A 12727-nucleotide genomic window follows, 5' to 3' on the forward strand; every position below is an offset into this window, starting at 1 on the left:
ATTACGATTTTAACATACAATATGATGATTAACAAACAGTTACTCAAACCTCAACGTATTGCGGTCATTGGTGGCTCAAACGATCTGTCCAAACCGGGAGGAAAAGTCGTGAAAAATATCGCGGAGGGGAGCTTCAGGGGAGAGCTGTATGTTGTGAATCCAAAGGAAAAGACCATCCAGGGCATCGCCTGTTATCAGGACATTGCCTCCCTTCCCGATACGGATCTTGCCGTGATTGCGATCGCTGCCCGTTTTGTTCCGGAAACGGTCGAATACCTTGGGAAAAATAAGAAAACAAAGGCTTTCATCGTGATTTCGGCCGGTTTCAGCGAGGAAAGCCAGGAAGGGAAACTGCTGGAAAAAAAATTAGTGGAAGCGGTCAATGCAGTGAATGCAGTCCTCATCGGTCCCAACTGCACCGGAATACTGACCCTTGACCACCAGAGTATTTTCACTCTTCCCATACCCAAGCTTTCTCCCGGCGGATGTATCCTGATCTCAGGGTCAGGAGCAACGGCTTGTTTCATCATGGAGCTGGGAATTCCAAAGGGATTGACGTTCTCCGGGGTTTTTTCCGTCGGCAACAGTGCCCAGACCGGCGTGGAAGAGGTGGTGCAGTACCTGGATGAGAGCTTTGATCCCGTGAACAGTTCACGCGTCATTCTATTGTATATCGAAAATATACGCAATCCAAAATTATTGCTTAAGCACGCCTCCTCGCTCGTGAGGAAGGGGTGTAAAATTGCGGCCATCAAGGCAGGGGCTTCCGAGGCCGGAAGCCGTGCTGCCTCTTCGCATACCGGTGCACTGGCGAGCTCGGACCTGGCAGTGGATGCCCTGTTTGCAAAAGCCGGCATCATCAGATGCTTCGGACGGGAAGAGCTGATCACGGCAGCCTGTATCTTCATGCACCCGGAGCTGAAAGGGAAAAACATTGCGATCATAACCCACGCCGGCGGACCCGCTGTCATGCTAACGGATGCACTGGAAAAAGACGGAATGAAAGTTCCGCATTTAGGTGGTCCCGCCCTTGAGGAGCTGAAACAAAAACTTTTCCCGGGTTCATCCATAGCCAACCCGGTCGACTTTTTGGCAACGGGCACCGCCGAACAGCTCGGGATGATCATTGATACCATCGACCGCGATGTAGAAACCATCGACGGGATGGTGGTCATCTTTGGAACTCCCGGACTGCAAAGGCTCTTCGGTGTATATGATCTGCTGGACCGCAAAATGGCCAGTGCCACCAAGCCGATCTTTCCCGTTTTACCCTCCATAACGACAGCCGCAGAGGAAGTTAACGAATTCATCTCAAAAGGAAGAATATGCTTTCCCGAAGAGGTCATCCTGGGCAACATGCTGTCGAGGATCTACCTGAAAAAATTATCCATACCCGAAAAAGCCACCTACCCTGAAATTGATTTCACAACGATCCGCACGATCATCCAGGGGGCATCATCCGGCTACCTGCCTCAGACCAGCCTGCAGAAACTGCTGGATGCTGCCGGGATCCCGAGGATAGCCGAAATCATCGTTACGGAGGAAAAGGAAGTCACCGATGCCTGCCGTCACATCGGATTTCCCGTGGCCATGAAAGCAGGCGGACTCTTGCATAAATCCGATCTTGGCGGGGTGAAACTGAACATCACAGGTTATTCACTCGCCCTGCAGGCTTTCAGGGAGCTGATGTCCATCGGAGGTGCCCACAGTGTCCTTGTCCAATCGATGACAAAGGGAATGGAGCTTTTCATTGGCGCAAAAGAGGATCCCGGGTTCGGGCACCTGGTGCTGAGTGGATTCGGAGGGATCTTCATTGAGGTCCTGCAGGATTTCCAGGCAGCTCTGGCACCTCTGAGCCACGATCAGGCGCTGTGGATGATCCGGAACCTGAAAGGATACAGGCTCCTTAAAGGCGTACGCGGCCGTGCAGGCGTCGACGAAAACGTTTTTGCAGAGATCGTTGCCCGTGTGGCAGCCCTGGTAACAGCCGCTCCCGAAATCAAGGAAATGGACCTGAATCCACTGATGGCCTTCCAGGATTCCATCCTGACCGTGGATGCCAGGATCCGCATTGAAAAGTAAACCGGTTCGGAGCGAATCCCCTCCCTTTCCCTGTGATATTAATTTCATACCTTTGCAGGCTTGACCTTATTCTGTTTTACTTAACAAAGCGAAAAGAGATGAGAGATACCCCTATTAATTACGATGTCGTTACCCGGAAAATAAATGAAAGTAAAATCTCCAGTCTTGAAAGGGCGACCATCCGGATGATCAAAAAGCTGGTGGATGATATTGAAACCGCAACGGGTGAAAAATACGTACGCATGGAAATGGGAGTGCCGGGATTGCCTCCCTCCAAGATCGGCATTGAGGCCGAGATCAAAGCACTCAGGACGGGAATTGCTGCCATTTACCCCGACATTTACGGAATTCCTGAACTAAAAAGTGAGATCGCCAGGTTTGTAAAGCTTTTTCTGAACCTGGAGGTGAGTCTCGACGGATGCATTCCAACGGTCGGATCCATGCAGGGTGGATTTGCCACTTTTATGACCGTCAACCGGATCCATAAGGAGAAAAACACGACTTTATCGATCGACCCCTGTTTTCCTGTCCATAAGCAGCAACACATGGTACTGGGTATTCCCGTCCAGGCGTTTGATGTGTACAATTACAGGGGCGACAAACTGAAAGCAAAACTCGAATCCTACCTTGAGAAGGGAAATATTTCAAGTATCCTGTATTCCAATCCCAACAATCCCTCATGGGTATGTTTCACCGAGAAAGAATTACGGATCATCGGTGAGCTTGCCAACCAGTACGATGTGATCGTGGTGGAGGACCTGGCCTATTTTGCAATGGATTTCCGCAATGACTATTCCGTTCCGGGACATCCACCCTATCAACCTTCCGCCACACAGTACACCGATAATTACATTTTACTCATCTCCAGCTCCAAGGTGTTCAGTTATGCCGGCCAGCGCATTGGAATGATGGTGATCTCCGACAAGGTCTACAATTTGCGCTCTCCTGATCTGCTTCAGTATTATTATTTCGATAAGTTCGGCCCGGCCATGATCTTCGGATCGGTTTACTCGCTCAGCTCAGGCACATCCCATTCTCCGCAGTACGGACTGGCTGCCATGCTGAAAGCAGTCAATGACGGGGAAATCAACCTTATCAACGATGTCAGGGTCTATGGTGAAAAAGCCAGGATCATGAAAAAACTGTTTACCGACAACGGATTCAGGATTGTGTATGACCTTGACGAGGGCGTTCCCATTGCTGACGGGTTTTATTTTACTTTTTCCTATCCGGGAATGGATGGTGAAGAACTGATGCGTGAACTGATCTATCACGGGATCAGCGCCATCTCATTGACGATCTGCGGCAGTGAGCGTTCTGAAGGGGCCCGCGCCTGTGTATCTCTGGTCAAAGAATCCCAGTTTCCCGACCTTGAAACCAGGCTGAAAAAGTTCAGAGAGAATCATCCGCTTTGATGATGTGAAAATGGAGTATGAAGAAGGTAAGATGAAATAGTAAATAGTACATGCTTCACGCTTCCTAAAAATATTTCTTCTCTCTTTTAACTTTCCGATTCAGTGAAAATCCGTAACTTCGCAACGTGATAATAAAAAGCTGCAAGCTGCAAGTTTTCAAAATGCAGACAGAATTCCGTAACTACATAGCTTGAGGCTTGTAGCTTGTAACAAACTTTCTAATCTTTAAAAATTTCAAGTGAATGGCAAAAGTTCGGGGTGCAATCGTTATCGATATCGAAAAATGCAAAGGATGCGAGGTCTGCATCGAAGCGTGCCCTACGGAAGTGATCGGGCTTTCCAACCAGGTCAACAGCAAGGGATATCGGTACACGTACATGAAAAATCCGGAAGCGTGCACAGGATGCACGAATTGTGCCATCGTGTGTCCGGATGGAGTGATCACGGTTTACAGAATGAAAGTAGAAGCTGAAACGGTTAAATAAATGAATCATGGGTGAATTACGTTTAATGAAAGGCAACGAGGCGATCGGTGAAGCAGCAATACGTGCCGGTGTGGATGCCTATTTTGGATATCCGATCACCCCTCAGTCGGAAGTCATCGAATACCTGATGGCCGAAAAGCCTTATGAACGGACAGGAATGGTCGTTCTCCAGGCTGAAAGTGAAGTAGCCTCCATCAATATGGTTTATGGTGGTGCAGGCACCGGCAAAAAGGTGATGACCTCCTCGTCAAGTCCGGGTGTGAGTCTGATGATGGAAGGAGTCTCCTATATTGCAGGAGCGGAACTTCCCTGCGTGATGGTGAATGTTGTCAGGGGTGGCCCGGGTCTCGGCACAATCCAGCCTTCCCAGGCCGATTACTTCCAGGCAACCAAAGGTGGCGGGCACGGGGATTACCGGCTGATCGTCCTGGCACCGGCCTCTGTCCAGGAAATGTCGGACTTCGTGAAACTTGCCTTTGAACTTGCCTTCAAATACCGTAATCCCGCCATGATCCTCTCCGACGGGGTCATCGGGCAAATGATGGAAAAAGTGGTCCTGTTTGACCCGATCCCCCGGTGGACCGAAGAAGAAATCATTAAAATGTCACCCTGGGCAACGACCGGTAAATCCAAAAACAGGGAGCGCAATATTGTCACCTCCCTTGACCTTCAGGCCGCTGTTCAGGAAAAACGGAACATCAGGCTTCAACAGAAATACACCATCATCCGGGAGAAGGAAGTCCGCTGCGAAAAGATCGCCTGCGAGGATGCTGAATACCTCATCGTGGCTTATGGATCCAGTGCACGGATCGCACAGAAAACCCTCGATCTGGCCAGGGAACAGGGAATCAGGCTTGGTCTGCTCCGACCCATCACTTTATGGCCATTCCCGACAAAACAGATCAACGAACTTACCCACCAGCTGAAAGGCATACTCACGGTCGAGCTGAGCGCGGGACAAATGGTCGAAGATGTGCGTCTGGCCGTAGAAGGTAAAGTGAACGTGGAATTTTATGGTCGAATGGGAGGAATGATCTACACCCCGGAGGAAATCCTCGGAGTCCTCAAAGAAAAAGTTATAGGAGAAGATTGTAATGGCTGAACTAAAAATGGAAGACATCATCCGGCCTGAGAACCTGGTCTATAAGAAAACGTCCCTGATGACCGATAACATCCTGAGTTATTGCCCTGGCTGCGGTCACGGCACTTCCCACCGGATCATCATGGAAGTCATTGATGAAATGGGGCTTCAGGAACAAACCATCGGGGTTTGTCCGGTCGGATGCTCCGTTCTGGCTTATGACTTCATGAACGTCGACATGCAACAGGCTGCTCACGGAAGGGCACCCGCGCTGGCAACCGGTATCAAAAGAACCTGGCCCGACAGGATCGTTTTCACTTATCAGGGTGATGGCGACCTTGCAGCCATCGGTACAGCCGAAACCATTCACGTTTGCAACAGGGGAGAGAATTTCACGATGGTCTTCATCAACAACGGCATCTATGGCATGACCGGGGGCCAGATGGCACCCACGACCCTGGAAGGCATGAAATCTTCCACCAGCCCCTATGGGCGTGATGTGCAAACAATGGGTTATCCCCTTAAAATGACCGATGTGATTGCTACCCTTCCAGGAACCTATTTCGTCTCCCGGCAGGCGGTTCATACACCTGCCGCGGTGCGTAAGGCCAAAAAGGCAATCCGGATGGCCTTTGAGAACCAAAAAAACAAAAAAGGAGGCATCTCCTTCGTGGAAATCGTCTCCAACTGCAACTCGGGATGGAAAATGAGACCCGTGGATGCCAACCACTGGATGGAAGAAAATATGTTCCCGTTCTTCCCGCTGGGAGATTTGAAGGTGGACGGGAAATTAGTAAAATAGCTGCAAGCTTGAAGTCTGAAGCAAAAAATTCATCATATGACCGAAGAAATCATCATTGCCGGCTTTGGAGGACAGGGTGTTCTGTCGATGGGTAAAATCCTGGCCTATTCCGGAATCATGCAGGATCATGAGGTAAGCTGGATGCCATCCTACGGTCCGGAAATGCGCGGCGGAACAGCCAATGTGACCGTTATCCTCAGCGATGAACGGATCAGCTCTCCCATACTGAACTTTTACGATACGGCCATCATCCTCAATCAGCAATCCATGGATAAATTTGAGCCCTGCGTCAAACCCGGCGGCGTTCTGATCTATGACGGGAATGGCATTTCGCGACATCCCACCCGCAACGACATCAGGATTTACCGTATCGATGCGGCGGATGAGGCGGCCCGGCTCGGCCTTGCAAAAATTTTCAATATGATCGTCCTGGGAGGATACCTGAAAGTGAAACCCGTGGTCAAGCTTGAAAATGTCATCCTTGGCCTTAAAAAATCCCTGCCACATCGCTATCACAACCTGATTCCTGATAACGAAAAAGCGATCCTGCGCGGCATGGAGATCATCGAGGAAATCAAGGTGTGATTTTAAATGACCACGAATGTCCTGAAATCCCTTCTGGATTATAAAGCCGACCTTTACAACCGACCGGAATTCATCCCCGACGATCCTGTTTCGATACCCCATCGGTACCATAAGAAAGAAGACATCGAAATTGCAGGCTTCCTGACAGCCATCCTTTCGTGGGGTCAACGCAAAACCACCATCCGGAATGCCAGCAGATGGATGGCCCTGATGGACGATGCTCCATACGATTACATCATGAATTCCACGGAGGAAGATCAGAAAAGGCTTCTGTCTTTCGTTCACAGGACCTTCAACGGCGACGACTGCCTGTATTTCGTGCAATCACTCCAGAAAACATACCTTGCCGGGGGTGGTCTTGAGAAGCTGTTCAGTCCCTCTTATCCTGAAAGACAAATGGACATGGGGACAGCTATCTCCCGGGCAAGACAAAGATTTTTTGAATCCCCTCATCTGCCACGCACAAACAAACATCTTCCTGATCCCTGCAAGGGTTCTGCTGCAAAACGTCTGAATATGTTCCTGCGCTGGATGGTGAGAAAGGATGACAGAGGTGTGGATTTCGGCCTCTGGAAGCGGATCAGGATGGATCAACTCCGTTGCCCGCTGGATGTTCACTCAGGAACTGTTGCAAGAAAACTGAAACTCCTGTCCAGAAAACAAAACGACTGGCAGGCAACGGAAGAACTGACCGCTTCACTCAGAGAACTGGATCCGGATGATCCGGTCAGATATGATTATGCCTTGTTTGGAATGGGCATCTATGAAAATTTCTGACTTATCTTTGCGCACATGATCGATGATCACTAACAACGAACATGATGAAACTGACACAATGGATCCGGCAGTACCTGGCTGTGAATAAGATCAAAATCCTGCGGCTAAGGCTCAGACTCCGGCGAATCATCTTCGAAGCGGATACCCCGGCCGGAAGAAGGTTTGATATCATCCTGCTCATCACGATCCTGTTCAGCGTTCTAGTGGTTATGCTCGACAGCATCCCTTCTGTCAAAGCTTCCATCGGAGGATTCCTCAGGGTGATTGAGTGGATCGTCACGGCTCTCTTTACGTTGGAGTATCTCCTGAGGGTATGGACCATCGGCCGCCCAATAAAATACATTACCAGTTTTTACGGCATCGTTGATCTGGTTTCCGTTCTGCCGACCTATCTGAGCCTTTTGATCAGGGGATCACAATACCTGATCATCATCCGTATCATCAGGATGCTGAGGATTTTCCGGATCCTCAAACTGGGCCGTTTTATGACGGCCTCCAACGTTCTCGTCATCGCAATGAAAGAAAGCCGGCACAAGATCATTGTTTTCCTGGAGGTCATACTCACCATCGTGGTGATCGTAGGAGCTTTCATGTACCTGATCGAGGGACCGGAAAGCGGATTCACCAGCATCCCCATAAGTATCTACTGGGCGATCGTCACCATCACCACCGTCGGATACGGCGATATTTCACCGGCAACACCCATCGGCCAGATGATAGCATCGGTGATCATGATCATCGGTTATGCGATCATTGCCGTACCCACCGGCATCATCACAACGGAGATGGCCAAAGCACAGCAGAAGCAGAAGATCGCAAACGACAGTAAATTATTCTGCTGGTCGTGCGGTGAAGCCAACCATGAACCGAAAGCCGTGTATTGTAAGAAATGCGGAGCTAAACTTATCCAAAAAAAAGAAAAAACAAGACAAAGTCAGCTAAAGTAAACCCTTTCCTGATCTCCTATCCCGTCGCGTTTCAAGGAGCCGTTTATAATTTTTAAATGCTTCAGGCAGCTGCCGGACAAATTCCAAATCCAGGGCACTAACTTCCAAACAAATTAGAGGTTCAAAATTCCAGGCTCATTTTTTTCACCGACCTGAAGACCTGCTGACCGTTGACAGCTGACAGCCTACTGCCCCCCCATCGCCTCCCTCCGGTACGACCGCATCACCACCCGGATACCGACCAGCAGTGAAACCATGGCAATGATAAAAGCGCCGGTGAATCCGATCCACTCGTAAAACATCACCCCCACCAGAGGGGCAAAGACCCCGCGGATACCGGTCAGTGCAAGGTGAACAGCCTGATAGTCGGCTGTTTCCTCGCGGGGGCAAAAGTACGCCGGACCTATGTACCAGAGCAAAGCCATCATCGCATCAAAAACTCCAAACAGGATTACGAAAAAGAGAAGGGTGTAAAAAATCTTTATGTCGCTAAAATTAAAGCTGAGTGGAAAGTATTTTGTCAGCACCACGAACAGCAGAGCCAGAAAGAGAGCAGTAAACGTGTAGGCTCCGAACTTCCGGGGATCCATCAACCCCAGCAATCGGCCGAAAAATGGCAATAGCAGAATGGAAAGAAGCGTATAGCCATTCCGGTAGAATGCCACACTGGAGTAGTTCAGATGCAATGCCTCTTCATAAAAAAGGACGATCAACGCAATGGAGATCATGTATCCGAATCCGTAGATCATAAAGGCCAGCTCAAAATTCCGGAAAGGTTTGTTGGTACGCAAAATACGGATCATCTTGGCAACCGAGTCCCTTACAGAACGTTGAAATGTCTGCCGGGCCGTATCCGGAAGGGCATCCGAATGATCAATCCGGGAAAGCAGATGGATGGAAAAAATCCCCAGAACTGCAACGACAGGGAATACCCAGGTAAAGGAATAGTGGTTCCAGTCGAGGATCAGACCGTACACGAAGGTAGTGATGATCAGGATGAGTTTGTTGAGTGCGGTGGCAATTCCATACAACCTGCCAAAATGATGATGGGCGTAATTGGATTTCAGAAACAACGTGACCAGAGGATAGACAATGGGGGTCGACAGATAGTAAAACAGGAAAATGGTCAGAAAGAGGATGTGATAGGCCATGCCATTCGTGTAGATTTCAGGCGTTCGTGGAAAGAATACCAGCAAACAGAGTGGCAACCTGGTCAACACAGCGGTGATCATCAACAATTTCCTTTTGTTCTGGATCCTCCGCAGAAACTCATTGGCCACGATCAGCAGCAGGTAAACGATCACCGAAAACTGAAAAAGAATGCCCAGCTGATAGCTGGAGCCTTTGAGGCTCTTGATAAAGACGAATTCATTCAGAGCCAGCACTCCGAGGATGATCCCTTCGATAGCGGAGTAGGCGATATGGAGACGGAACGTTTTCTTTTCGAGGGGAGTCAAGGCTAATCGCAGCAGTTCCATACCTGTTCGTTTCGGCCCGAAATTTAGGGAAATTCAGGAAACGGAATTCATTTACCTGAAAATCGTCAATTTTGACATCGGCATGCATTAAGGCAGCCCATGTTAAAAATTTCACAGTCATTGAACAAATTGAACCAAAACCCGTTTAAATGATCATTTAACACCATTATCTAAAAGCATGAACCTATCCTATTTTAGCGTTATGAAACTGATAATTTTATCGACATTGCTTATGACATCGTTTACCTTAGCAGCTCAGCCAGGCAAGACATTCCACGATTTCACCGTTCAGACCATTGACGGGCAAACGATTTCCCTGAGCCAGTTCAAAGGCAAAAAAGTACTCGTGGTCAACACCGCTTCCAAATGTGGATTGACACCTCAATATGCCGATCTGGAGAAACTTTATCAGCAATACGGCGGCGACAAGTTTACGATCATCGGTTTTCCGGCCAATAACTTCATGGGACAGGAGCCCGGCACGAATGATGAAATCCAGAATTTCTGCCAAGTCAATTATGGCGTAACTTTCCCCATGATGGCCAAGATCTCCGTGAAGGGTGATGACATTCACCCTCTGTACAAGTGGCTGACGACCAAAGAGCTGAATGGAATCATGGATGCCAAGGTCTCCTGGAACTTCCAGAAGTTCATGATCGACGAGAACGGACACCTGGTGGATATGGTGCCTCCGAAAGAGAAGCCTTTTACGGAAAAAATCATCAACTGGATTAACGAATAAGATCCGGCAGATGGGTCTGCCAAATTCATACCTTAGCTGAGAAAATACCGAGCAGTGAACCGGCAGATTCTTCGGCTGGCCATCCCCAACATCATTAGTAACGTCACCATTCCTCTTTTGGGAATGGTTGACCTTGCCATTATGGGGCATCTCGGATCCGAGATCTATGTCGGGGCCATTGCCCTGGGGGTCATCATTTTCAATTTCATTTTCTGGGGCTTCGGATTCCTGCGGATGGGCACCAGCGGTTTTACCGCACAGGCTTACGGAGCAAGGGATCTTGGTGAAATGATCACCATCCTGGCACGGTCACTTGTGGTCGCGCTGGGTGCAGGGCTGCTCATTGTCGTTCTTCAAAAGCCAATCGTATTACTGAGCTTTTACCTGATCCACGGAAGTGCGGAGGTTGAAACTCTTGCCACACAGTACTACTCCATCCGGATCTGGTCGGCGCCGGCCACCCTTTGCCTGTATGCCTTCACCGGCTGGTTCCTGGGGATGCAGAACGCCCGCCTCACCATGATGGTCACCTTACTGATCAACGTGCTCAACATCGGATTGAACTTCCTGTTTGTCTATGGTTTCGAAATGAAGGTGGAAGGCGTGGCACTGGGATCATTGCTTGGACAGTACGGCGGGCTCATCCTGGCCATTTTGTTTTTCCTGCGCTATTATTCAAAACTACTGAAACGTTTCAGGTTCGCAGCGCTGAAACAATGGGCTGGCTTCAAAAGATTCTTCCTGGTCAACAAAGATATCCTTCTCCGCACCCTGTTCCTGATCGTCACCTTTTCCTTCTTTACAGCGCGCTCCGCTGCCGAAAACGACAGCATACTGGCGGTGAACACGCTGCTCCTTCAGTTTCTGTTCATATTCTCCTATTTTATCGACGGGTTTGCCTATGCAGCCGAGTCACTGGTGGGGAAATTTACCGGTGCAAAAGATCCCGTACGGTTACGATCGGTGATCCGGCGTCTTTTCGCCTGGGGATTTTTCCTGAGCATTCCCTTTACGATCATTTACCTGGTCTGGAACGAGCCCATTCTCAGCATACTGACAAACAACCGGGAGTTGATCACCCTGTCGAGAGATTATATGCCCTGGGTGGTGCTGGTTCCCTTTCTATCTTTCGCTGCCTTTATCTGGGACGGCATATTTATCGGGGCCACGACTGCCGCACCCTTGCGGAACACGTTGTTCGTCGCCACGTTCCTTGTATTTCTTCCGGTGTATTTCATTTCCAGGGGAACCATCGGCAACCACGGGCTCTGGCTGGCGATGCTGTTGTTCATGGTTACGCGCGGGGTGATGCTGAGCATTTACGCCAGGAAGATACTGATGACCGGTAGGCGGTAAACGGTCGGCGGTCAGCGGTCGGCGGCTAATCCTGCCACTTTTTTAACATAACATTAACGTTCCTGCTTGCAACTTTTCCTGTCATTCCCTGTTACTGTAATAGTATAATATAATTTAACCAAGATGAAACATCGAATTGTATGGTCGTTATTGAGTATTTCTCTCATAGTTTTATCCAAATTAAGCACGTACGCTCAACCAGGCACCTCCTATCCACTGCTGATCGGGGACACGGTACCCTCATTCAAGGTAGCCACTTCGCAGGGTATCATGTACTTCCCGGATGATTACGCGGGAAAGTGGAAGATCCTGTTTAGCCATCCGGGCGACTTCACGCCGGTCTGCACCTCGGAACTGCTTGAATTTGCCCTGATGCACGATGATTTCAAGGCGCTGAACTGTGAACTGATGGGGCTGTCTGTTGACGGTTATGACAACCACCTGGACTGGATAGCCTCGATGGAGAACCTGGAGTATAAAGGCCAAAAGGGCATTCAGATCCGGTTCCCGATCATTTCGGATGTCAGGATGGAAGTTTCCAGGATGTTTGGCATGGTGCATCCGCATGCAATGTCAACCCGAACCGTTCGTGCGGTCTACATCATCGATCCTGCCAATGCAGTTCGGGCCATTCTCTATTATCCCCAGACTGTGGGGCGGAACATGGAAGAGATCGAGCGGTTATTGATTGCGTTGCAGGCTGTGGATAAATACGATATCAACACACCGGCCTCCTGGCAGCCGGGAGATGACATCATTGTAGCGAGTCCTCAGACCATCGAGGCTGCCAAATGGCGCGAAGAGGCTTACAAACGTGGGGACATCCGTTGTCTGGACTGGTATTTTTGCTTTAAGAAGCTGGAGTGATCAACAGGAGACAGGTCCCTCACTTCGTTCGGGATGACGGGGCCGCAAAGTACAAGGTACAGGTCCCTCACTTCGTTCGGGATGACGGGGCCGCAAAGTACAGGGTACAG

12 protein-coding genes are annotated in these 12727 nt (G+C 49.5%); 11 read left to right on the plus strand and 1 reads right to left on the minus strand.

Annotated elements, in window-relative coordinates; all coding sequences use genetic code 11:
• The first annotated feature begins 24 nt into the window (after positions 1-24).
• The 8 genes from PKI34_10435 to PKI34_10470 all read left to right on the plus strand — a co-directional run bounded on the left by PKI34_10435 (position 25) and on the right by PKI34_10470 (position 8174).
• Positions 25-2082 (plus strand): acetate--CoA ligase family protein, encoded by a 2058-nt coding sequence (locus PKI34_10435; protein ID HNS18225.1) that lies wholly within the window; start codon positions 25-27, stop codon positions 2080-2082.
• A gap of 98 nt (positions 2083-2180) precedes the next feature.
• Positions 2181-3497, plus strand: a complete 1317-nt coding sequence (locus PKI34_10440; GenBank protein HNS18226.1) for a pyridoxal phosphate-dependent aminotransferase — start codon at positions 2181-2183, stop codon at positions 3495-3497.
• Between the two features lie 242 nt (positions 3498-3739).
• Positions 3740-3982 (plus strand): ferredoxin family protein, encoded by a 243-nt coding sequence (locus PKI34_10445; protein ID HNS18227.1) that lies wholly within the window; start codon positions 3740-3742, stop codon positions 3980-3982.
• Between the two features lie 4 nt (positions 3983-3986).
• On the plus strand, positions 3987-5084 hold the full coding sequence (locus PKI34_10450) for a 3-methyl-2-oxobutanoate dehydrogenase subunit VorB (protein HNS18228.1): 1098 nt from the start codon (positions 3987-3989) through the stop codon (positions 5082-5084).
• Positions 5077-5865, plus strand: coding sequence for a thiamine pyrophosphate-dependent enzyme (locus PKI34_10455; GenBank protein ID HNS18229.1), 789 nt, complete (start codon positions 5077-5079; stop codon positions 5863-5865). The genes PKI34_10450 and PKI34_10455 overlap by 8 nt, the downstream gene beginning before the upstream one ends.
• A 36-nt stretch (positions 5866-5901) precedes the next feature.
• Positions 5902-6450: a 2-oxoacid:acceptor oxidoreductase family protein gene (locus PKI34_10460; GenBank protein ID HNS18230.1), complete on the plus strand. Its 549-nt coding sequence runs from the start codon at positions 5902-5904 to the stop codon at positions 6448-6450.
• 6 nt (positions 6451-6456) lie between these two features.
• Complete coding sequence (locus PKI34_10465; GenBank protein HNS18231.1) at positions 6457-7227, plus strand: TIGR02757 family protein; 771 nt, start codon at positions 6457-6459, stop codon at positions 7225-7227.
• Between the two features lie 41 nt (positions 7228-7268).
• The gene (locus PKI34_10470; GenBank protein ID HNS18232.1) at positions 7269-8174 is read left to right on the plus strand and encodes an ion transporter; all 906 of its coding nucleotides are present in this window, start codon (positions 7269-7271) and stop codon (positions 8172-8174) included.
• 185 nt (positions 8175-8359) lie between these two features.
• On the opposite strand, the gene PKI34_10475 is transcribed toward PKI34_10470, so the two are convergent.
• On the minus strand, positions 8360-9652 hold the full coding sequence (locus tag PKI34_10475; GenBank protein HNS18233.1) for an MFS transporter: 1293 nt from the start codon (positions 9650-9652) through the stop codon (positions 8360-8362).
• A 232-nt stretch (positions 9653-9884) separates the two neighbouring features.
• Between PKI34_10475 and PKI34_10480 the strand changes: the two genes are divergently transcribed.
• The 3 genes from PKI34_10480 (at position 9885) to PKI34_10490 (ending at position 12617) form a co-directional block, all read left to right on the plus strand.
• A complete protein-coding gene (locus tag PKI34_10480; protein HNS18234.1) occupies positions 9885-10394 on the plus strand; it encodes a glutathione peroxidase in 510 nt (169 codons plus the stop codon).
• Between the two features lie 54 nt (positions 10395-10448).
• Positions 10449-11750 carry an MATE family efflux transporter gene (locus tag PKI34_10485; protein HNS18235.1) on the plus strand — a complete coding sequence of 434 codons (1302 nt, stop codon included), beginning with the start codon at positions 10449-10451 and terminating at the stop codon, positions 11748-11750.
• 123 nt (positions 11751-11873) lie between these two features.
• Positions 11874-12617, plus strand: a complete 744-nt coding sequence (locus tag PKI34_10490; protein HNS18236.1) for a peroxiredoxin — start codon at positions 11874-11876, stop codon at positions 12615-12617.
• Positions 12618-12727: the final 110 nt, after the last annotated feature.

This window comes from Bacteroidales bacterium, from assembly GCA_035342335.1.
GTDB lineage: Bacteria > Bacteroidota > Bacteroidia > Bacteroidales > JAGONC01 > JAGONC01.

Excerpts from the sequence above, each read along its gene's own strand:
- PKI34_10455 (HNS18229.1), top strand. The coding sequence starts at position 5,077 with ATGGCTGAACTAAAAATGGAAGACATCATCCGGCCTGAGAACCTGGTC.
- PKI34_10440 (HNS18226.1), top strand. The coding sequence starts at position 2,181 with ATGAGAGATACCCCTATTAATTACGATGTCGTTACCCGGAAAATAAAT.
- PKI34_10475 (HNS18233.1), bottom strand. The coding sequence starts at position 9,652 with ATGGAACTGCTGCGATTAGCCTTGACTCCCCTCGAAAAGAAAACGTTC.
- PKI34_10460 (HNS18230.1), top strand. The coding sequence starts at position 5,902 with ATGACCGAAGAAATCATCATTGCCGGCTTTGGAGGACAGGGTGTTCTG.
- PKI34_10465 (HNS18231.1), top strand. The coding sequence starts at position 6,457 with ATGACCACGAATGTCCTGAAATCCCTTCTGGATTATAAAGCCGACCTT.
- PKI34_10490 (HNS18236.1), top strand. The coding sequence starts at position 11,874 with ATGAAACATCGAATTGTATGGTCGTTATTGAGTATTTCTCTCATAGTT.
- PKI34_10480 (HNS18234.1), top strand. The coding sequence starts at position 9,885 with ATGACATCGTTTACCTTAGCAGCTCAGCCAGGCAAGACATTCCACGAT.
- PKI34_10435 (HNS18225.1), top strand. The coding sequence starts at position 25 with ATGATTAACAAACAGTTACTCAAACCTCAACGTATTGCGGTCATTGGT.
- PKI34_10445 (HNS18227.1), top strand. The coding sequence starts at position 3,740 with ATGGCAAAAGTTCGGGGTGCAATCGTTATCGATATCGAAAAATGCAAA.
- PKI34_10470 (HNS18232.1), top strand. The coding sequence starts at position 7,269 with ATGATGAAACTGACACAATGGATCCGGCAGTACCTGGCTGTGAATAAG.